The organism is Azohydromonas lata NBRC 102462, from assembly GCF_001571085.1.
GTDB lineage: Bacteria > Pseudomonadota > Gammaproteobacteria > Burkholderiales > Burkholderiaceae_C > Azohydromonas > Azohydromonas lata.
This window is the reverse complement of the sequence record NZ_BCTC01000005.1, coordinates 58920-80287: the sequence shown is the minus strand read 5'-3', so window position 1 is coordinate 80287 and position 21368 is coordinate 58920. Positions and strand designations below refer to the sequence as shown.

Sequence of the window (21368 nt, the reverse complement as noted above, 5' to 3'; positions counted from 1 at the left end):
CTCTGGTAACAACCCTGGATGGAGATACTGCAAATGAAGAAATCCCTGATCGCCCTGGCCACGCTGGGTGCGTTCGCCGGTGCTGCTTCGGCCCAATCGTCGGTGACCCTGTACGGCCTGGTGGACCTGAGCGTGCAACACGTCAAGTCGGGCGACCTGAGCCCCAACGCCGGCAAGAGCTTGACCAAGCTGGCTGACGGCGTGGAGTGGGGTCCTGGTTCGCGTTGGGGCCTGCGCGTGTCGGAAGACCTGGGTTCCGGCCTGAAGGCCAACGTGGTTCTGGAGTCGGGCTTCGCTGCTGATACTGGTGCCTCGACTCAAGGCAACCGCCTCTTCGGCCGCCAAGCGTTCATCTCGCTGGCTTCCACTTCTGCCGGTGAAGTTCGCCTGGGCCGCCAGTACACGTTCAACGACGAAACGGTCGCGCTGAACAACCCGTTCGGCAACACGATGTTCCTTCACACGGGCGTGAAGTACACCGTCGTTGGCGGCGGTCTCCCGCTGTTCATCGACTCGCCGCGTATCGACAACGCTCTCCAGTACATCTCGCCTTCGTTCGGCGGTTTCCGCCTGCAGGGCATGTACGGCTTTGACGAGAAGGCTCAAGACCGCTACTACGGCCTGAAGGCTGTCTATGCCAATGGTCCGCTGAACGTGGCCCTGGCCTACGAGCAGAACAAGCTGCTGACGGCCGTGGCTGGTGAGGACAAGGCCAACAAGACCTGGACCCTGGGCGCCAACTACGACTTCGGCATGGCCCGCGTTTACGCCGGCTTCCAGCAAGGCAAGGATCTGGCCAACAGCGCCAGCAGCGGCAACGTGCTCCAGTCTGGTGGCACTCTGACCGCCGACAAGCTGCGTACCTGGACCGTGGGCGTTGGCGTGCCGGTTGGTGCCTTCACCATCGGTGCCAACTACGTCCGCGCCAAGTACGACGACGCCACCGGCGTGGTCGTGGGCGACAAGACCATCGGCCGTGCCGCCGTGGGCGCCACCTATTCGCTGTCCAAGACCACCACGCTGTTCACCGCCTACCAGCAAGCCACTGGCGACCTGAAGGACAACGTGAACGAGAAGCGCGGCGTCGAAATCGGCCTGCGCAAGGCTTTCTAATTCTTCAGAATCAGAAATTCCGGGCCGGCCCGTGCGGCGGCCCTTGCCTCAAGGCGTCCTTCGGGACGCCTTTTTTCTTTTCTGTGCGCGTGCAACCAGGCGCATGAAAAACCGCCGTGGCCTTGTGGGCGCGGCGGCTCTCGTGGATCGTGAAATCAGCGCGTGGCGGCCGGGCCTGACGCTGGCGCAGAGGCCGCGGACGCTGCCGGTGCCGCTGCAGGCGCGCTCTGTGGCGGCGGCAAGCGCAGCGGCCCCTTCTGGCCGCAGGCCACGACGCCGGCCAAAACACCCACGGCCAGCAGCAGCTTGACCCCGGACCCGGCGCACCGCGCCGCTACACTCGATCGGGCTTTCGTCTTCATCTCCCAAATCTTACCCACCGCCATGAGCGACACCCCCGCCGCCGACCAGCTCTCCGACGCCGAATACCACCGCATCGCCCAGGCCGTGCTCGCCAGCGTGGAAGCACAGATCGACCGCTGGCTGCAGGACGACGTGATCGACATCGACGCCGCGCGCACCGGCGGGCTGCTGGAGCTGTCGTTTGCCAACGGCAGCAAGATCGTCATCAACACCCAGCCGCCGCTGCAGGAGCTGTGGCTGGCCGCGCGCAGCGGCGGCTACCACTTCCGCTGCGTAGGCGGGCGCTGGCTGGAGCGCGAGGGCCGCGACTTCTTCGACCTGCTCTCCGAGTCCGCCACCGCCCAGGGCGGCAAGCCGCTGCGCTTCAACCCCTGAACAGTCGCGCCCCGGTGATGCGCTGAACGCCGCCGCCAAGAAAAACGCCGGCCCCTGGGCCGGCGTTTTCGCTGGTACGGCGCTTGAGAAAAGAGTCAGCGCTTGAACAGGTCCAGGATGGACTTGCGTTCCTCCTCCGAGGCCGCGGGTTCCGCGCCGGCCGGCGGCTTGTCGCCCAAGCCCACGCCGGTCACGCCCTCGCCGTGGGCGTACTCCTCGTAGAACCACTCGCCGCCCACGTTGACCACGCCCTGCGGCGCCTCCATCTCCTGCACGGGCACGTTGCGCAGCGCCCGGCCCATGAACTCGATCCACACCGGCAGCGCCAGGCCGCCGCCGGTTTCGCGGTCGCCCAGCTTGCGTGGCTGGTCGTAGCCGATCCACACCACCGCGGCCAGCGAGGGCTGGAAGCCGGCGAACCAGGCGTCCATTGCATCGTTGGTGGTGCCGGTCTTGCCGTAGAGGTCGGGACGGCGCAGCGTGGCCTGCGCCTTGGCGGCGGTGCCGGAGCGCGCCACCTCCTGCAGCAGGCTGTCCATCACGAAGGCGTTGCGGGCGTTGAGCACGCGGTTGTCGTCCGTGAGCGCCTGCGGCGGGCTGTCGTGCAGCACGCGGCCGTCGGCATCCGTCACGCGGCGGATCAGCACCGGGTTGAGCAGGTGGCCGCCGTTGGCGAACACGCTGTAGGCGGTGGCCATCTGCATGGGCGTCACCGAGCCTGCGCCCAGCGCCATGGTCAGGTAGGCCGGGTGCTTCTCGGCTTCGAAGCCAAAACGCGTGATCCACTGCTGCGCCGTGTGCGTGCCCACGTTCTGCAGCACGCGGATGGAAACCATGTTCTTGGACTTGGCCAACGCGCGGCGCAGCGTCATGGGGCCGTCGAAGGTGCCGTCGTAGTTCTTGGGCTCCCAGGGTTGGCTGCCGGTGGTGCCGGCATCGAAGAACAGCGGGGAGTCGTTGACGATGGTGGCCGGCGTGAAGCCCTTTTCCAGCGCCGCGGAGTAGATGAACGGCTTGAAGCTGGAGCCCGGCTGGCGCCAGGCCTGCGTGACGTGGTTGAACTTGTTCTTGCGCCAGTCGAAGCCCCCCACCAGCGCGCGGATGGCCCCGTCGCGCGGGTCCAGTGCCACGAAGGCGCCCTCGACCTCGGGCTGCTGCGTCAGCGTCCACGTGTCCTTGGGCCCCTTGACGGCACGCACCACGGCGCCGCGGCGAATCTGCTTTTGCGCCGCGGCCTTGTCGGAGAGGCCCGACGCCACGGGCTTGAGGCCGTCACCCGTGACGGTGATGGACTCGCCGGATTGCAGCACCGCCACCACCTTGCGCGGCGAAGCTTCGAGCACCACGGCGGCACGCAGGTCGTCGTTGTCCGGGTGGTCATTGAGCGCCTCGGCGATGCGCAGGTCCAGCTCCTTGGGGTCGTTGGGCAGGTCCACGTAGGCCTCGGGGCCGCGGTAGACCTGGCGCCGCTCGTAGTCCATGAGGCCGCGGCGCAGCGCCTGGTAGGCCGCCTTCTGGTCCTCGGCATTGAGCGTGAGCTGCACGTTGAAGCCGCGCGTGTAGGCCTCGTCGCCGTACTGGCTGAACATGAGCTGGCGCGCCGTTTCGGCCACGTACTCGGCGTGCACGGCCACGTCCGAGGGCGTGCGGTAGTGCAGCTCCTCATGTTTGGCCTCATCGTGCTGCGCCTGCGTGATGAAGCCGCCTTCGAGCATGCGGTCGATGATGTACTGCTGCCGAATGGTGGCGCGGCGCGGGTTGGCCACGGGGTTGTAGGCCGAGGGCGCCTTGGGCAGCCCGGCCAGCATGGCCGCCTCGGCGATCGAAACCTTTTCCAGTGGCTTGCCGAAGTAGGTTTCGCTCGCGGCGGCGAAGCCGTAGGCGCGCTGGCCCAGGTAAATCTGGTTCATGTACAGCTCAAGGATGCGCTCCTTGCTGAGCTGGTTCTCTATCTTGAGCGCGAGCAGGATCTCGTAGATCTTGCGAGTGAACGTCTTCTCGCGGGAGAGGTAGAAGTTGCGCGCCACCTGCATGGTGATGGTGGAGGCGCCCTGGCTGCGCGACTCGCCGAAGTTGGCCAGGCCCGCGCGCAGCACGCCCAGGTAGTCCACGCCGCCGTGCTGGTAGAAGCGCGCGTCCTCGATGGCCAGCACCGCGTCCTGCATCACCTTGGGGATCTGCGCGATGGGGAGAAAGCGCCGGCGCTCCTCGCCGAACTCGGCCAGCATCACCCCGTCGGCGGAGTAGATGCGCATGGGCAGCTTGGGCCTGTAGTCGGCCAAGCCGTCGATCTGCGGCAGTTGCGGATAGGCCACTGCCAGCGCAATGGCGCCCAACACGGCCACCGACAGCGCCAGCGCCGTGCAGGCACCCAGCAGCACCATCAGCGGGCGTAAAAGCCAGCGGGACAAAGGGCTGCGGCGGGTGGGGGAGGCGGGTTTGGAAGAGGAGTTGGGCGGACGCCCGGGTTCGGTCATGAGGCGGGCTCGGCCAGGCAGAAAAGACTTCAATTATAGAAAACGCCCCCTCGCGTCCCGGCGCCAAGCCCCAATCCCGAGCCGGTGTACGGCAGCACCGCAAGGTGCGCACGAGGCCTGCGTGTCTTCCCACACGGTCTTTTCCCTAGTGCAGCGCAGCAAAAGCGGCGCATAGCATTCAGTTACTTATGGATACGACGCGTTTCAGATGAGACCTTTCCTGCGCGGATTGCTGCGAGGGCTGCGGCGTGGCGGCAGCCAGGCGTCGTTGCTGGGCGTGGACCTGGGCAACGCCAGCGTGCGCGTGGTGGAGTTGGGCGGCAGCGCCGAACGGCCGGTGCTGCAGGCGCTGGCGTGTGAGGCGCTGGACAAGGGCGTCATGAACGACGGACAGGTCGAGGACTTCGACGCCGCGGCCGCCGCCCTGCGCCGCGCCGTGCAGCGCTGCGGCACCGGTACGCGCCGCGCCGCGCTGGCCTTGCCGGCGGCGGGCGTGGTCACCCAACGCCTGAGCCTGCCTGCCGGTTTGACCGAGGCGGCGCTGGAGCAGCGGGTGCAGGCCGAGGCGCAGCACCACTTCCCGTTCGCGCCGGACGAGATGGGGCTGGACTTCTGCGTGCTGGGTCCCGCCGAGGCCGCAGGCCAGGTGGACGTGCTCATGGCCGCCTCGCGCCAAGACCGCGTGCAGGACCGCCAGGGCGTGGCCGAGGCCGCGGGGCTGGAACCGATGGTGCTGGACGTCGAGCCCCATGCCGCGCACCGCGCGCTGGCCCGCATCGCCGCGTCGCTGCCGGTTGGGCCGCAAGCGGATGCGGCGGGCGCCGGGCCAGGGCCGGCGGCGGTGGCGCTGTTCGAGATAGGCGCCTTTGCCACCCTGCTCAAACTGCTGCGCGGGGAGGAGGTGCTGTACGCGCGCGAACTGCCCGTGGGCGGCGCGCAGTTCACGCGGCTCATTGCCCGGCACTGCGGCCTGGGCTTCGACGCCGCCGAGCAGATGAAGCTTGCCGGTACGGTGCCCGCCGCGCTGGCGCCCATGCTGCAGGCCGAGTTCGCGGACGGGCTGGCGCAGGAGCTGGCGCGGGCGCTGCGCATCGGCCTGGCCAGCAGCCCGTGCCACGACGCCTGCCGCATCGTGCTGGCCGGTGCCACCGCCGCGCTGCCCGGCCTGCAGGCGTGCGTGGCCCGTCTCACCCACCTGGAAACGCACGTGGCCGACCCCTTCGCGGGCATGGCGCGGGCGGATGGCCTGGCTGCCGAGCGCCTGGCTGCGCTGGCGCCGGGCTGCCTGACGGCCTGCGGGCTGGCATTGCGCCGCTTTTACCCATGCTGCTGATCAACCTGCTTCCCCACCGCGAAGCGCGCCGCCGCCAGCGGCGCCAGGCGTTTCGGCACTCCCTGGCCGTTTCGGCCGGCGCGGGGCTGCTGCTGGCGCTGCTGGGCTGTGCCGGCCTGCAAATGCGCACCGCCGCCCAGGAGCGGCGCAACGACTTGCTCTTCGCCGGGAGCGCCGCGCTGGATGCACCGCTGCAGGCCGCCGCGCGGCTGCGCGCCGACATCGCCGCGTTGCAGGCCCGCCAGGACGCCTGGGCCGCCGCGCAGGCCGAGCGCCTGCGGCCCGTGCGGCTGCTGCAGGCGCTGGCGCGGCACACGCCGCCCGGCGTGCAGCTCACCGCGCTGCGCCAGCGGGGAGAAGGGGCCACGCTCTCTGGCACCACCTTGGACAGCCCCGGCGTAGCGGCGCTCACCGAGGCGCTGGCGCAGGCCGCCCCGGCACTGCCGCCACCCGCGCTGGTGGAGATGAAAGCCGTTGCCGCGCCCGGCCCGGAGCCGAGGCGGCGCTTCGATTTCACGCTGGAGCTGCGGTTGCAGCCGCTCGCGCGGGCCGCCAGTGGCGTGGCCGGCGGGGAGGCGCCCGGGGCCGGCCGTGCCGGCAAGGTGGCGTCGTGACGCGCGGCGCCTGGTTCCGCAACGCAGCTTGGCCGGCGCCTGCGGGCAGTGGGTCCCCAAGGCCTGGGCTGGATGGGTCCGACCCCGCCTCGTGGCCCCTGTGGCCGCGCCGCGCGCTGCAGGCCGCCGTGGCGTTGGCCGTGGCGGCGCCCGCGTGGCTGCTGCTGTCCGCGCAAGCCGACAGCGATCTCGCCGCCGCCCAGGCCCGCGAAACCGAGTTGCGCCAGGCCTACACGGCCAAGCTGGCGCAGGCCGCACAGGTGGAGCCGCTGCAGCGCCGCCGTCAGGCGCTGCGCGAATGGGAAGCGGCCCAGCAACGGCGGATCGAACCCGGGCGGGCTGAAACCCTGGAAGCCGCGCTGCACCAGTCCGCGCTGCGGCATGGCCTGCAAGTGGAGCTCATGCGCCCGGAGCCGGCGCAGCCGCACGCCGTGCCGGCGCTGGTGCCCGTCACGCTGCGCCTGGTGGGCCGCTACGACGCGCTGGGCGCCTTTGCCGCGGACGTCGCGGCGCTGCAGCCGCCCGTGGCGCTGCACGACCTGCAACTGGCCGCCGCGCGCGACGCGGGGCTGGTCCTGGAAGCCACGGCGCGCGCCCTGGCCCAGCCCGCGGACGCGGACAAGGCCGTGCGCCCGGCGGAGGCGCGCCCATGAGCCGCGTGCTGCCCCGCGCCGCCGTGGCACTCGCCGCAGCGCTGCTGGCCGCCTGCGGCGCCGACACGGGTGAGTTGCAGGCCTGGATGGAGCGCGAACGCCAAGCCGCGTCCGCACCGGCCCTGCCGCCCTTGGTGCTGCCTGTGCCCGCACCGGAAACCGCCGTGGCCTTCGTTGCCGAGGGCGTCGAGCCGGTGCAGAACCCGTTCGACGCGCACAGGCTCGATCCCGCGCCCGCTGCGGCGTCGGCCCCCGCGGGCGGCGCAGCAGACGTGCCGGACCCGGGCCGCGAACGCGAGCCGCTGGAGGCTTTCCCCCTGGAGTCGCTGCGCATGGTGGGCAGCCTGGCGGGCGACGGCCGCACGCAGGCGCTGGTGCAGGCGCCCGGCGCCATTCACACGGTGCAGGTCGGCAACCGGTTGGGCACGCAGGGCGCTCGCATCACGGCCATCACCGAAACCGCCATCACGCTGCGCGAGCGCGTGCGGGACGCCGCGGGCGCCTGGAGCGAACGCGGCGCCATGCTGGCACTGCAGGAGACGGGACGATGAGGAGTCCGGCTGCCGCACGCCTTGTGCCCCTGGCCTGCGCCCTGGCGGTGGGCAGTTGGGGTCCGCCGGCCCGCACGCAGCAGGCGGATGCGACCACCGCCCCGGACACGGCGGCCACCGTGGCCGTGGCGGCGCCCGCTGCCGCGCCGCGCCCCATTCCCGGCGCCTCGGCGCGCTACGGGGGCGCGCGGCTCTCGCTGAACTTTCAAAACATCGAGGTGCGCTCGGTGCTGCAGGTGATTGCCGACTTCACCGGCATCAACGTCGTGGCCAGCGACACCGTCACCGGCAGCGTCACGCTGCGTTTGAAGGACGTGCCCTGGGACCAGGCGCTGGACACCATCCTCCAGGCCAAGGGCTTATCAATGCGCCGCAGCGGCGATGTGATCTGGGTGGCGCCGCGCGAAGAGCTGCTGGCGCGCGAGGCGTCGGAGCTGGAGCTGCAGAAGCGGGTGGCCGAGCTGGAGCCGCTGCAGACCCGTGCCTTCCAGCTCAACTACGCCAAGGCCGAGGCCGTGGCCCGCGCCCTGGGCGGCCAGCAGCCGGCGGCAACGCCCGCGCCCGGCGGCGTCACGGCCGCGGCGCTGGCACCCCTGTTCGGCGGCGCGGGCGCCATGCCGCCGGTGACCCGGCTGCTGTCCGCGCGCGGCAGCGTGCTGGCGGAGCCGCGCACCAATCAGCTCTTCGTCACCGACGTGCCGGCACGGCTGGCCGACGTGCAGGCGCTGATCGCGCGCATGGACATTCCCGTGCGCCAGGTGCTGATCGAGGCGCGCATCGTCGAAGCCGACGACCGCTTCGGCCGCGCCCTGGGCGTGCGCCTGGGCGCCTCCGACCTGCGCGGCGCCGCGGGCCAGCGCCCGGGCTTCGGCCTGGGCGGCGGCAGCTTCATCGCGCCCGGCGGCAACTACAACGCCGTGGGCGCGAGCACCGGGCAGGGCGCCACGGCCACGTACAACGACACCCGCTTCGTCAACCTGCCGGCCAACGCCGGCGCGCTGGGCACGGCCGCCACGCCGGCCACGCTGGCGCTCACGCTCTACAGCGCCGCGGCGCACCGCTTCCTGAACCTGGAGCTTTCGGCGCTGGAGGCCGACGGCAAGGGCCGCGTCGTCTCCAGCCCGCGCGTGGTCACGGCCGACCAGGTCAAGGCCGAAATCGAGCAGGGCGAGGAGATTCCGTACCAGTCCGGCACCTCCAGCGGCGCCACGCAGGTGGAGTTCAAGAAGGCCAGCCTGCGCCTGGAAGTGACGCCGCAGATCACGCCGGACGGGCAGGTCATCCTGGACGTGCTGGTGAGCAAGGACAGCCGCGGCGCGCTCACCCCCACGGGCCCGGCCATCAACACCAAGCGCGTGCGCACGCAGGTGCTGGTGGAGGACGGCGGCACCGTCTCGCTGGGCGGCATCCTGACCCAGGAGGAGCGCAAGGACGTCAACAAGGTGCCCGTGCTGGGCGACCTGCCCGGCATCGGCGCGCTGTTCCGCGACAGTGTGCGCGTGGACAACCGCACCGAGCTGCTGGTGTTCATCACGCCCAGCGTGGTGGCCGGCCGCGCGGCCGCTCGCGAGGATGCGCAGCCCGCCCAACGACCGGACGAACGCACGCCCGCTCGCTGAAGCCGCGCCGGCGCGTCAGCGGCGCGAAGGCGCCGCCGCGTCATACTCGCGCCTTTTCGCAAGCCCGCAGCGCGCTTCTCGCGCCGCTTCCCGCGCCGTGCCCTTGATCTCCCTCGTCGGTATGCCCGGTGGTGGCAAGTCCACCGTCGGCCGCCAGCTCGCCAAGCAGCTCGGCCTGCCTTTCTTCGACTCCGACCACGAGATCGAGGCGCACATCGGCATGTCCATCCGCTCCTTCTTCGAGCTGCACGGCGAGCCGGCTTTCCGCGACCTGGAGACGCAGACCATTGAGCGCCTGTCGCGCGGCCCGCATTGCGTGCTGGCCACCGGCGGCGGCGCGCCGCTGCGCGAGCAAAACCGCCAGATCCTGCGCGAGCACACGCACGTGATCTACCTGCGCTCCACGCCGGAAGACCTTTTCAGGCGCCTGCGCCACGACACCACGCGGCCGCTGCTGCAGGTGAAGGACCCGCTCAAGCGGCTGCGCGACCTCTTCCGCGAGCGCGACCCCCTCTACCTGCGCGCGGCGCACTTCGTGATCGAGACCGGCCGGCCCTCGGTGCCGGCGCTGCTGCAGATGATCCTGATGCAGCTGGAGCTTGCCGGCCTGGTAGATGCTTCGCGCGTGCCTTCGCCCATCGATCCCCACGTCGAACCCTTTGCCGCCCCCGCTGTCGGCCCCGAGCCGGGCCCTGCCTAAAATTTCCGCATGAACTCCGTCCCCACCAGCGAGCTGCGCATTGACCTTGGCGAGCGCAGCTACGACATCCGCATAGGCTGCGGCCTGCTGTCCGACCCCGCGTCCTGGGCCGGCCTGCCGCGCGCCTCGCAGGCCCTCATCGTCAGCAACACCACCGTGGCGCCGCTGTACGCCCAGCGGCTGCAGCAGGCGCTGGCGCCGCACCACGCGCGCGTGCTGCAGGTCGTGTTGCCCGACGGCGAGGAATACAAGGACTGGGCCACGCTCAACAGCATCTTCGACGCGCTGCTGGCAAACGAATGCGACCGCCGTACCGTGCTGTACGCCCTGGGCGGCGGCGTGGTGGGCGACATCACCGGCTTCGCCGCGGCCTGCTACATGCGCGGCGTGCCCTTCGTGCAGGTGCCCACCACGCTGCTGGCGCAGGTGGACTCCTCGGTGGGCGGCAAGACCGCCGTCAACCACCCGCGCGGCAAGAACATGGTGGGCGCCTTCTACCAGCCGCAGCGCGTGATCTGCGACCTGGACGTGCTGGACACCTTGCCCCCGCGCGAGCTCTCCGCCGGCCTGGCCGAGGTCATCAAGTACGGGCCGATTGCCGACCCGGCTTTCCTGGACTGGATCGAGGCCCACCTCGATGCCCTGCGCGCGCTGGACAAGGCGGCCCTGGCCCACGCCGTGCGGCGCAGTTGCGAGATCAAGGCGGCGGTGGTGGCCGCCGACGAGCGCGAGAGCGACCTGCGCGCCATCCTCAACTTCGGCCACACCTTCGGCCACGCCATCGAGGCGGGCCTGGGCTACGGCGAGTGGCTGCACGGCGAGGGCGTGGGCTGCGGCATGGTGATGGCCGCCGAGCTCTCGGCCCGGCTGGGCCTGGTGCAGGCGGACTTCCCGCGCCGCCTGCGCACGCTGGTGGAGCGCGCCGGGCTGCCCGTGCGCGCGCCCGCGCTGCCCATGGAGCAGTGGCTCTCGCTCATGCGGCTGGACAAGAAGGCGCTGGCGGGCGAGATCCGCTTCGTCCTGATCGACGGCCTGGGCAAGGCCGTGCAGCGCACCGCGCCGGAAGCGCTGGTGCGCGAGGTGATCGCGGCCTGCAGCGCCTGACCAGCCTGAAGCGCCACGCGCCGCCGGGCTTGGGCAAGCGGCCCAAGGCCCGCGGCCTGCCCGGCCCAAAGGTCCGGCACCCTGCGCCGGACCTGACAAGGAGGATGAATCCATGCCCTTGGCGCCCTATGCCAGCGACCCGGCGCGCACCCGCGGGCGGCGGCACGCGCAACCGGCCGCGCCCACGCGCAGCGACTACCAGCGCGACCGCGACCGCATCGTCCACAGCACGGCCTTCCGCCGCCTGGTCTACAAGACCCAGGTCTTCCTCAACCACGAGGGCGACCTCTACCGCACGCGGCTCACGCACTCGCTGGAGGTGGCGCAGCTTGGGCGCTCCATCGCCCGCACGCTTGGGCTGGACGAGGACCTGGTGGAGGCCATCGCCCTGGCCCACGACCTGGGTCACACGCCCTTCGGCCACGCCGGGCAGGACGCGCTCAACGACGCGCTGCGCGAGCACGGCGGCTTCGAGCACAACCTGCAAAGCCTGCGCGTGGTGGACGCGCTGGAGCAGCGCTATCCGGACTTCGACGGGCTGAACCTCACCTTCGAGACGCGCGAGGGCATCCTCAAGCACTGCAGCCCAAGCAACGCCCGCAAGCTGGAGGCGCAGGAGCCCGGCGGCGTGGCGCGGCGCTTCATCGAGGGCACGCAGCCTTCGCTGGAGGCGCAGCTCACCAACCTGGCCGACGAGATCGCCTACAACGCCCACGACATCGACGACGGCGTGCGCTCCGGGCTGCTGTCGGTGGAGCAGATGAGGGCGGTGCCCCTGTTCGCGCGCTTTCACGACGAGGCGCTGGCCGAGCATCCCAGGCTCGCCGGCCGGCGGCTGCTGTTCGAGGCCATACGCCGCATGCTCTCGCAGCAGATGTACGACGTGATGGACGCCACGCGCGCGCGCCTGGAGCGCCATGCGCCGCAAAGCGCCGACGACGTGCGGCGCGCGCCGCCGCTGGTGTGCTTCAGCGACGCCATGCGCGACGAGAGCCGCCAGCTCAAAAGCTTCTTGATGCGCCACCTCTACCGCCATCCGCAAGTGATGGAGACCACCGGCCGCGCCAAGCGCGTGGTGCACGAGCTGGTGGCGGCCTACCTGGAGCAGCCCGCCGAGATGCCGGCCGACTTCGCCCAGCGCGCCGACCTGCCGCGCGCCGTGGCCGACTACATCGCCGGCATGACCGACCGTTTCGCCCTGCGCGAGCACGCGCGCCTCACCGGCGCGCCGGCGTTCGAGGGCTTGTCGTAGATGGCGCGCCTTCCCCGCCTGGCGCTGGCCGGCCAACTGCACCACCTGGTGCTGCGCGGCAACGGCGGGCAGGCGCTGTTCGTCGATGACGAGGACCGCCAGCGCTGCCTGGACATGCTGCGCGAGGCGCTGCGGCTGCACCGCGTCGCGCTGCACGGCTACGTGCTGCTGGAGGACAGCCTGCAACTGCTGCTCACCCCGGAGAGCGGCGAGGGCCTGAGCACCGCCATGCAGGCGCTGGGGCGCCGCTACGTGGCCGCCTTCAACCGCCGCCACGGCCGTGCCGGCACGCTGTGGGAGGGGCGCTACCGCGCCACCGTGGTGCAGGCGCAGCGCCATTTCCTGCCGCTGCTCACGCTGGTGGAGTGGCAGCCGCAGCACTTGGGCCTGGCCGGCAGCGCGCTGGACTGGCCGTGGTCCAGCGCCGCCCACCACATCGGCCGCCGGCGCGATCCGCTGGTGACGGATCACCCGCTGTTCTGGGCCACGGGCAACACGCCGTTCGAGCGCGAGCTGGCGCACCGCGCGCGCCTGGAAGCCGGCTTGCCGCAAGCGCAGGCGCTCACGCTCATGGACGCCACGCTCAAGGGTTGGGTGCTGGGCGACGCGGCCTTCATCGCCGCGCTGTCGGCGCATACCGAACGGCCCCTGCAGCCGCGCCCGCGCGGGCGGCCCCGCAAGGCAGCCGCGCCGGCGGCCACCACGCCCGCCGCCAAGACCGGCACCCAGGCTGTCGCAAAGAGCCCACACGACGGCAGCGCGAAGTTGGTCACATCGCTTTCCGAAACTGCATCCGCAAGCAGTGTTCCAGCCGGTACAAAGCAGGCCGGCAAACGCGCCACCCGTCGCCGTGCGACCGCTAAATCCTTGAACGGATTGAGGAATCAGGCACCAAAGTGAACTGTCCCCATTTATTTCTGCACACTCACGGTGCGAGAAATAAAAGTGGTCTGACCCTGTTTTATATCGCTTGAATCGGGGGGCATCCTCGTCTAGTCTCCGCGTCTTCCCTGATTTCCTGATGGAGAGCGCCATGAGCACGGCTGCCGGTCCCACTAACAACACTGCAACGGCTGCCGAGATCGCGGCGCTGGCTGAAGGCGGCCTGTACCAGGCCACCGGTGAAAAGGACGCGTGCGGCGTCGGCTTCGTGGCCCACATCAAGGGACAGAAGGCGCACAGCATCGTCGGCCAGGGTCTGAAGATCCTGGAGAACCTGGACCACCGCGGCGCGGTCGGTGCCGACAAGCTCATGGGCGACGGCGCGGGCATCCTGATCCAGATCCCCGACGAGCTCTACCGTGCCGAGATGGCCCAGCAGGGCGTCGAGCTGCCCCCGCCGGGCGAGTACGGCGTGGGCATGATCTTCCTGCCCAAGGAGCACGCTTCCCGCCTGGCTTGCGAGCAGGAGATGGAGCGCGCCATCCGTGCCGAGGGCCAGGTGCTGCTGGGCTGGCGCGACGTGCCGGTGGACCGTGAGATGCCCATGAGCCCCACGGTGCGTGCCAAGGAGCCCGTGATCCGCCAGGTCTTCATCGGCCGCGGCCCGGACCTGATCGTTCCCGATGCGCTGGAGCGCAAGCTGTACGTGATCCGCAAGACGGCGTCGGCGGCCATCCAGAAGCTGCGCCTGACGCACAGCCACGAGTACTACGTGCCCAGCATGAGCTGCCGCACGATCATCTACAAGGGCCTGCTGCTGGCCGACCAGGTCGGCCAGTACTACCTGGACCTGCAGGACGAGCGCACCGTCTCGGCCCTGGCCCTGGTGCACCAGCGCTTCTCCACCAACACCTTCCCCGAGTGGCCGCTGGCCCACCCGTACCGGATGGTGGCCCACAACGGCGAGATCAACACCGTCAAGGGCAACTTCAACTGGATGCGCGCCCGCGAAGGCGTGATGAAGTCGCCCGTGCTGGGCGAGGACCTGCCCAAGCTCTACCCGATCAGCTTCGAAGGCCAGTCCGACACGGCGACCTTCGACAACGCGCTGGAGCTGCTGACCATGGCCGGCTACCCGCTGGCCCACGCGGCGATGATGATGATCCCGGAGGCCTGGGAGCAGCACACGCTGATGGACGAGCGCCGCCGCGCCTTCTACGAATACAACGCCGCCATGATGGAGCCCTGGGACGGCCCGGCCTCCATGGTGTTCACCGACGGCAAGCAGATCGGCGCGACGCTGGACCGCAACGGCCTGCGTCCGGCGCGCTACATCGTCACCGACGACGACCTGGTGATCATGGCCTCCGAGACGGGCGTGCTGCCCATCCCCGAGAACCGCATCATCAAGAAGTGGCGCCTGCAGCCGGGCAAGATGTTCCTGATCGACTTCGAGCAGGGCCGCATCGTCAATGACGAAGAGCTGAAGAACCAGTTCGCCAGCGCGCGCCCCTATCGCCAGTGGATCGAGAACGTGCGCATCAAGCTCGACTCGGTGGACGCCAAGGGCGAGCTGCCGCAGTTCGGCGAAACGCTGCTGGACCGCCAGCAGGCCTTCGGCTACACGCAGGAAGACATGAAGTTCCTGCTGGCGCCCATGGCCACCGCCGGCGAAGAGGGCACCGGTTCCATGGGCAACGACAGCCCGCTGGCCGTGCTCTCCGACAAGAACAAGCCGCTCTACAACTACTTCAAGCAGCTGTTCGCCCAGGTCACGAACCCGCCGATCGACCCGATCCGCGAAGCCATCGTGATGTCCCTGAACAGCTTCATCGGCCCCAAGCCGAACCTGCTGGACATCAACGCGGTCAACCCGCCGATGCGCCTCGAAGTGTCCCAGCCCGTGCTGGACTTCGACGACATGGCCCGCCTGCGCTCCATCGAGAAGAGCACGCACGGCAAGTTCAAGACCTATGAGCTGAACATCGTCTACCCGCTGGCCTGGGGCCACGAGGGCGTGGAAGCCAAGCTCGCGTCGCTGTGCGCCGAGGCCGTGGACGCCATCAAGGGCGGCCACAACATCCTGGTGATCACGGACCGCAAGATGGACCGCACGCAGGTGGCCATCCCCGCCGTGCTGGCGCTGTCGGCCATCCACCAGCACCTGGTGCGCGAGGGCCTGCGCACCACCGCCGGCCTGGTGGTGGAAACGGGCTCGGCCCGCGAAGTGCACAACTTCGCCGTGCTCGCCGGTTTCGGCGCCGAGGCCGTGCACCCCTACCTGGCGCTGGAGACGCTGGTGGAGATGCACCAGTCGCTGCCGGGCAACCTGAGCGCCGAGAAGGCCATCTACAACTACATCAAGGCCATCGGCAAGGGTCTCTCCAAGATCATGTCCAAGATGGGCATCAGCACGTACATGTCGTACTGCGGCGCCCAGATCTTCGAGGCCATCGGCCTGGACAAGGCCGTGGTGGACAAGTACTTCCGCGGCACCGCCACGCAGGTGGGCGGCATCGGCGTGTTCGAGATCGCCGAGGAAGCCATCCGCATGCACCGCGCGGCCTTCGGCGACGACCCGCTGCTGGCCTCCATGCTGGACGCCGGCGGCGAGTACGCCTGGCGCGTGCGTGGCGAGGAGCACATGTGGACGCCCGACGCCATCGCCAAGCTGCAGCACGCCACCCGTGCGGGCAAGTACGAGACGTACAAGGAGTACGCGCAGCTCATCAACGACCAGTCCAGGCGCCACCTGACGCTGCGCGGCCTGTTCGAGTTCAAGTTCGATCCCAGCAAGGCCATTCCGCTGGAAGAGGTTGAGTCCGCAGCCGACATCGTCAAGCGCTTCGCCACCGGCGCCATGTCGCTGGGCTCCATCAGCACCGAGGCCCACTCGACGCTGGCCATCGCCATGAACCGCATCGGCGGCAAGAGCAACACCGGCGAAGGCGGCGAGGACCCGGCGCGCTACCGCAACGAGCTCAAGGGCATTCCCATTGCCGACGGCACCAAGGTGTCGGACGTGGTGGGCACGGACGTGGTCGTCACCGACTACGCCATGAAGGCCGGCGACAGCCTGCGCTCCAAGATCAAGCAGGTCGCTTCCGGCCGCTTCGGTGTGACCACCGAGTACCTGGTGAGCGCCGACCAGATCCAGATCAAGATGGCCCAGGGCGCCAAGCCCGGCGAGGGCGGCCAGCTCCCCGGCGGCAAGGTGTCCGAGTACATCGGCTTCCTGCGCTACTCCGTGCCGGGCGTGGGCCTGATCTCCCCGCCGCCGCACCACGACATCTACTCGATCGAGGATCTGGCGCAGCTCATCCACGACCTCAAGAACGCCAACCCGCGCGCCGACGTGTCGGTCAAGCTGGTGTCGGAAGTGGGCGTGGGCACCATCGCCGCGGGCGTGGCCAAGTGCAAGGCCGACCACCTGGTGATCGCCGGCCATGACGGCGGCACGGGCGCCTCGCCCTGGTCGTCCATCAAGCACGCCGGCACGCCTTGGGAGCTGGGCCTGGCCGAGACGCAGCAGACGCTGGTGCTCAACCGCCTGCGCAGCCGCGTGCGCGTGCAGGCCGACGGCCAGATGAAGACGGGCCGCGACGTGGTCATCGGCGCGCTGCTGGGCGCCGACGAGTTCGGCTTCGCCACCGCGCCGCTGGTGGTCGAGGGCTGCATCATGATGCGCAAGTGCCACCTCAACACCTGCCCGGTGGGCGTGGCCACGCAGGATCCGGTGCTGCGCGCCAAGTTCTCGGGCAAGCCCGAGCACGTGGTGAATTACTTCTTCTTCGTGGCTGAAGAGGCTCGCCAGATCATGGCGCAGCTGGGCATCCGCAAGTTCGACGAGCTCATCGGCCGCGCCGACCTGCTGGACATGAAGAAGGGCATCGAGCACTGGAAGGCTCGTGGCCTGGACTTCGGCCGCATCTTCCACCAGCCGGCCGTGCCGGCCGAGGTGCCCCGCCTGCACGTCGAGACGCAGGACCACGGCCTGGAAAAGGCCCTGGACCAGCGCCTCATCGAGAAGGCCAAGGCGGCCATCGAGCGCGGCGAGAAGGTGCAGTTCATGGAGCAGGCGCGCAACGTCAACCGCTCCGTGGGCGCCATGCTGTCGGGCGAGCTGATCCGCCACCGCCCCGAGGGCCTGCCGGACCAGACCATCTTCGTGCAGATGGAAGGCACGGGCGGCCAGAGCTTCGGCGCCTTCCTGGCCCAGGGCATCACCTTCTACCTGATCGGTGAAGCCAACGACTACACCGGCAAGGGCATGTCGGGCGGCCGCATCGTGGTGCGTCCGAGCATCGAGTTCCGCGGCGACGCGACGCAGAACATCATCGTGGGCAACACGGTGCTGTACGGCGCCACGGCCGGCGAGGCCTTCTTCCGCGGCGTCGCGGGCGAGCGCTTCGCGGTGCGCCTGTCCGGCGCCACCGCGGTGGTGGAAGGCACGGGCGACCACGGCTGCGAGTACATGACCGGCGGCACCGCGGTCGTGCTGGGCAAGACCGGCCGCAACTTCGCTGCCGGCATGAGCGGCGGCGTGGCCTACGTCTATGACGAGGACGGCCAGTTCGCCAAGCGCTGCAACACCGCCATGGTCGCGCTGGAGAAGGTGCTGCCCGCCGAGGAGCAGCGCGCCGCGCAGGACGAGGTGACCTTCCACAAGGGCCAGCCTGACGAAGCCCTGCTGCGCAAGCTCGTGGAAGACCACCACAAGTGGACCGGCTCGCTGCGTGCTCGCGAGATCCTGGACAACTGGGCCGCCTCGCGCGCCAAGTTCGTCAAGGTGTTCCCGAACGAGTACAAGCGCGCCCTGGGCGAGATGGCGGCGCGTCGCGAGGCCGGCGCCACCATCGCCAAGGCCAAGGCGGTGGAGAGCAAGGCCGCGGGCAGCGTCCCGGCGAAGTAAAGGGGAGGCCGGCCGCGGCATCCGCCGCCGCGCCGGCAAGGCCGCCGCCACCCGAGCGCCCCCTGTGGGGAGCGCCGCGGTGGGCGGCGGCAGCCAACGATCAGCGAAGGTAGAGAAACATCATGGGTAAGGTCACCGGCTTCCTCGAATACGAGCGCATCGAGGAGGGCTACGAGGTCGTCGAGACGCGGGTCAAGAACTACAAGGAGTTCGTGATCGGTCTCACCGCCGAGCAGGCGCAGGTGCAGGGCGCCCGCTGCATGGACTGCGGCACGCCGTTCTGCAACAACGGCTGCCCGGTCAACAACATCATCCCGGACTTCAACGATCTCGTTTACCGCAACGACTGGAAGAACGCGATCACGGTCCTGCACACGACCAACAACTTCCCCGAGTTCACCGGCCGCATCTGCCCGGCGCCCTGCGAGGCCTCGTGCACGCTCAACGTGAACGACGACCCGGTGGGTATCAAGTCCATCGAGCACGCCATCATCGACCGCGCGTGGGCCGAGGGCTGGGTCAAGCCGCAGCTGCCCAAGTTCAAGACGGGCAAGAAGGTCGCCGTCATCGGCTCCGGCCCGGCCGGCCTGGCCGCGGCGCAGCAGCTCGCGCGCGCCGGCCACGACGTGGTGGTGTTCGAGAAGAACGACCGCGTGGGCGGCCTGCTGCGCTACGGCATCCCCGACTTCAAGATGGAGAAGTCGCACATCGACCGCCGCACCGAGCAGCTCAAGGCCGAAGGCGTGGTGTTCCGTTGCGGCGTCATCGTCGGCGAGCTGCCCAAGGGCTCCAAGGTCACCAATTGGGCCAAGGAGCGCGTGACGCCCGAACAGCTGCAGGCCGAGTTCGACGCCGTGCTGCTGGCCGCCGGCTCCGAGGTCTCGCGCGACCTGCCCGTGCCGGGCCGCGACCTGGACGGCGTGCACTTCGCCATGGAGTTCCTGCCGCAGCAGAACAAGGTCAACGCCGGCGACAAGGTCAAGGGCCAACTGCGTGCCGACGGCAAGCACGTCATCGTCATCGGCGGCGGCGACACCGGCAGCGACTGCGTGGGCACCAGCAACCGCCACGGCGCCGTGAACGTGACGCAGTTCGAGCTGCTGCCCATGCCTCCGGAGCAGGAGAACAAGGACCTGACCTGGCCCTACTGGCCGTACAAGCTGCGCACCTCCTCCAGCCACGAGGAAGGCTGCCAGCGCGAGTTCGCGATCGCCACCAAGGAATTCGTCGGCGAGAAGGGCAAGGTCACCGGCGTCAAGACGGTGCGCGTGCAATGGGAAGGCGGCAAGATGGTCGAGGTGCCGGGCTCCGAGCAGGTGCTCAAGGCCGACATGGTGCTGCTGGCCATGGGCTTCACCAACCCGGTGAACACGCTGCTGGAAGGCTTCGGCGTCGAGCGTGATGCGCGCGGCAACGCCAAGGCCACGACCGACTTCACCGGCGGCTACGCCACGAACGTGGCCAAGGTCTTCGCCGCCGGCGACGTGCGCCGCGGCCAGAGCCTGGTGGTGTGGGCCATCCGCGAAGGCCGCCAGGCCGCCCGCGCGATCGACGAGTTCCTGATGGGCGCCAGCGACCTGCCGCGCTGAAAGTGCCCCGCGGCAGGCCGTGTGTTCGTGTACACGGCCGTGTTGCCGCCATGTTGCAGGGCGCGGGCAGGCCCAGGGCTTGCTGCGTCGCACCAACGCTGCCGGCGCCTTGCCGGCATGCGTGAGACAATCGAGGCCCGCTGGTAACAAAAAGGTACCAGCGGGCCTTTCTTTTTTTCGATTGCACGGGCCGTGGCCCGCTGTTCACTGCCTGCCCGATGCCGGAATCCCTGATCGAGATCGACCATGTCAGCTTCGGCTATGACGCCCGTCGGCTGATCCTCAACGACGTGACGCTGCGCTTCCCCCGCGGCAAGGTCACGGCCATTCTTGGAGGCTCCGGCTGCGGCAAGACCACGCTGCTGCGGCTTATCGGGGGCATCAACGCGGCGTCCTCCGGCAAGGTTCGCTTTGACGGCGAAGTCATCAACGCGCGTGACCGCAACCAACTGCTCAAGCTGCGCCGGCGCATGGGCATGCTGTTCCAGTTCGGTGCGCTGTTCACCGACCTGGACGTGTACGACAACGTCGCCTTTCCGTTGCGCGAGCACACGGATTTGCCCGATGCGCTGATACGCGACATCGTGCTGATGAAGCTCAATGCCGTTGGGCTGCGCGGCGCGGCGCGGCTGCGCATCTCCGAAGTGTCCGGCGGCATGGCGCGGCGCATCGCGCTGGCGCGGGCCATCGCGCTGGACCCCGAGCTGATCATGTACGACGAGCCCTTCGCGGGGCTGGACCTCATCTCCATGGGCGTGGCGGCCAACCTCATCCGCAAGCTCAACGATGCGACGGGCGCCACCTCGCTGGTGGTGTCGCACGACATCCCGGAGTGCATGGCCATCAGCGACCACGTGATCCTGATGGCCGCGCCGGGCGGCCGCATCGTGGCGCAGGGCACGCCCGCTGAGCTCATGGCCTCCACCGACCCCGAGGTGCGCCAGTTCGTCCGCGGCGAGCCGGACGGCCCCGTGAAATTCCACTTCCCCGCGCCGCCGCTGGCGCAAGACTTCGGCGTGGGCCGCACGGGGGCCAAGGCATGAAGACACCGCTGGATGCGCTGGCGCGCCTGGGCGCGGGCACCCTTTTGATGCTGCGCTCGCTGGGCCATGCAGCCTTCTTTTTCCTGGACCTGCTGCGCGCCACGCCGGCGGCGCTGGCGCGCTTCTCATTGGTGACTGCGCAACTGCACGCCATCGGCAATCTGTCGCTGCTCATCATCCTGGCGTCGGGCCTCTCGGTGGGCTTCGTGCTGGCGCTGCAGATGTACTACGCGCTGGTGACTTACGGTGCCACGGAGTCGCTGGGCCTCATCGTCAACCTCTCGCTCGTGCGCGAGTTGGGGCCCGTGGTGGCGGCACTGCTGTTCGCAGGCCGCGCGGGCACGTCGCTGACCGCCGAGATCGGCCTGATGAAGGCCGGCGAGCAGCTCTCCGCGATGGAGATGATGGCCGTCGATCCGCGCGCCCGCGTGCTGGCACCGCGCTTCATCAGCGGCGTGGTGGCCATGCCGCTGCTGGCGGCGATGTTCTCGGCCATCGGCATCATGGGCGCCTACGTCGTGGCCGTGTTGCTCATTGGCATAGACGCGGGCAACTTCTGGTCGATCATGCAGGACCGCGTTGACGTGTGGCGCGACGTGGGCAACGGCCTGGTCAAGAGCGCCGTGTTCGGCGTGATCTGCACCTTCGTCGCGCTCTATCAGGGCTACGAGACCGAGGCCACGCCGGAGGGCGTGGCCTACGCCACGACGCGCACGGTGGTCATCTCCTCGCTGGGAGTCCTGGCGATGGACTTCGTGCTCACGGCGCTGATGTTTTCCACGCGCTGA

The 21368-nt window shown here is 69.7% G+C and carries 17 protein-coding genes; 15 read left to right on the top strand and 2 right to left on the bottom strand.

Going from position 1 to position 21368, the window contains the following annotated elements; all coding sequences use genetic code 11:
• Positions 1-33 precede the first annotated feature (33 nt).
• Positions 34-1113, top strand: a complete 1080-nt coding sequence (locus ALA01S_RS03585) for a porin (RefSeq protein ID WP_066332138.1) — start codon at positions 34-36, stop codon at positions 1111-1113.
• Between the two features lie 155 nt (positions 1114-1268).
• Here ALA01S_RS03585 and lptM read toward each other — a convergent pair whose 3' ends face one another.
• Positions 1269-1475 (bottom strand): LPS translocon maturation chaperone LptM, encoded by a 207-nt coding sequence (gene lptM, locus ALA01S_RS34605; protein WP_238455682.1) that lies wholly within the window; start codon positions 1473-1475, stop codon positions 1269-1271.
• Positions 1476-1497: 22 nt separating this feature from the next.
• Between lptM and cyaY the strand changes: the two genes are divergently transcribed.
• On the top strand, positions 1498-1851 hold the full coding sequence (gene cyaY, locus ALA01S_RS03580; RefSeq protein WP_066332255.1) for an iron donor protein CyaY: 354 nt from the start codon (positions 1498-1500) through the stop codon (positions 1849-1851).
• Between the two features lie 95 nt (positions 1852-1946).
• Here the strand turns inward: cyaY and ALA01S_RS03575 are convergent, their stop codons facing one another.
• On the bottom strand, positions 1947-4328 hold the full coding sequence (locus ALA01S_RS03575; RefSeq protein ID WP_084267181.1) for a penicillin-binding protein 1A: 2382 nt from the start codon (positions 4326-4328) through the stop codon (positions 1947-1949).
• A gap of 208 nt (positions 4329-4536) precedes the next feature.
• Here ALA01S_RS03575 and pilM point away from each other — a divergent pair, with 208 nt between their 5' ends.
• From pilM to mlaE, 13 genes are all read left to right on the top strand, one after another.
• Positions 4537-5661, top strand: coding sequence for a type IV pilus assembly protein PilM (gene pilM / locus ALA01S_RS03570; protein WP_084267180.1), 1125 nt, complete (start codon positions 4537-4539; stop codon positions 5659-5661).
• Positions 5652-6275 (top strand): PilN domain-containing protein, encoded by a 624-nt coding sequence (locus tag ALA01S_RS03565; RefSeq protein WP_066332129.1) that lies wholly within the window; start codon positions 5652-5654, stop codon positions 6273-6275. Before pilM ends, ALA01S_RS03565 begins: the two co-directional genes overlap by 10 nt.
• Complete coding sequence (locus tag ALA01S_RS03560; RefSeq protein ID WP_084267179.1) at positions 6272-6928, top strand: type 4a pilus biogenesis protein PilO; 657 nt, start codon at positions 6272-6274, stop codon at positions 6926-6928. Before ALA01S_RS03565 ends, ALA01S_RS03560 begins: the two co-directional genes overlap by 4 nt.
• On the top strand, positions 6925-7479 hold the full coding sequence (locus ALA01S_RS03555) for a pilus assembly protein PilP (protein ID WP_066332125.1): 555 nt from the start codon (positions 6925-6927) through the stop codon (positions 7477-7479). Before ALA01S_RS03560 ends, ALA01S_RS03555 begins: the two co-directional genes overlap by 4 nt.
• Positions 7476-9098 (top strand): type IV pilus secretin PilQ, encoded by a 1623-nt coding sequence (locus tag ALA01S_RS03550; protein WP_084267178.1) that lies wholly within the window; start codon positions 7476-7478, stop codon positions 9096-9098. The genes ALA01S_RS03555 and ALA01S_RS03550 overlap by 4 nt, the downstream gene beginning before the upstream one ends.
• 97 nt (positions 9099-9195) lie before the next feature.
• Positions 9196-9798 (top strand): shikimate kinase, encoded by a 603-nt coding sequence (locus ALA01S_RS34600; RefSeq protein ID WP_259375500.1) that lies wholly within the window; start codon positions 9196-9198, stop codon positions 9796-9798.
• Between the two features lie 9 nt (positions 9799-9807).
• Positions 9808-10902: a 3-dehydroquinate synthase gene (gene aroB, locus ALA01S_RS03540; RefSeq protein WP_066332119.1), complete on the top strand. Its 1095-nt coding sequence runs from the start codon at positions 9808-9810 to the stop codon at positions 10900-10902.
• A gap of 112 nt (positions 10903-11014) precedes the next feature.
• On the top strand, positions 11015-12154 hold the full coding sequence (locus ALA01S_RS03535) for a deoxyguanosinetriphosphate triphosphohydrolase (RefSeq protein ID WP_066332117.1): 1140 nt from the start codon (positions 11015-11017) through the stop codon (positions 12152-12154).
• The gene (locus tag ALA01S_RS03530; RefSeq protein ID WP_238455680.1) at positions 12155-13054 is read left to right on the top strand and encodes a transposase; all 900 of its coding nucleotides are present in this window, start codon (positions 12155-12157) and stop codon (positions 13052-13054) included.
• Between the two features lie 133 nt (positions 13055-13187).
• On the top strand, positions 13188-17948 hold the full coding sequence (locus ALA01S_RS03525; protein ID WP_066332115.1) for a glutamate synthase-related protein: 4761 nt from the start codon (positions 13188-13190) through the stop codon (positions 17946-17948).
• A gap of 122 nt (positions 17949-18070) precedes the next feature.
• A complete protein-coding gene (locus tag ALA01S_RS03520; RefSeq protein ID WP_066332109.1) occupies positions 18071-19537 on the top strand; it encodes a glutamate synthase subunit beta in 1467 nt (488 codons plus the stop codon).
• Positions 19538-19755: 218 nt separating this feature from the next.
• Positions 19756-20580 (top strand): ABC transporter ATP-binding protein, encoded by an 825-nt coding sequence (locus ALA01S_RS03515; protein ID WP_066332107.1) that lies wholly within the window; start codon positions 19756-19758, stop codon positions 20578-20580.
• Entirely contained in the window at positions 20577-21368 is a 792-nt protein-coding gene (mlaE, locus tag ALA01S_RS03510) for a lipid asymmetry maintenance ABC transporter permease subunit MlaE (RefSeq protein ID WP_084267177.1), read from the top strand. The genes ALA01S_RS03515 and mlaE overlap by 4 nt, the downstream gene beginning before the upstream one ends.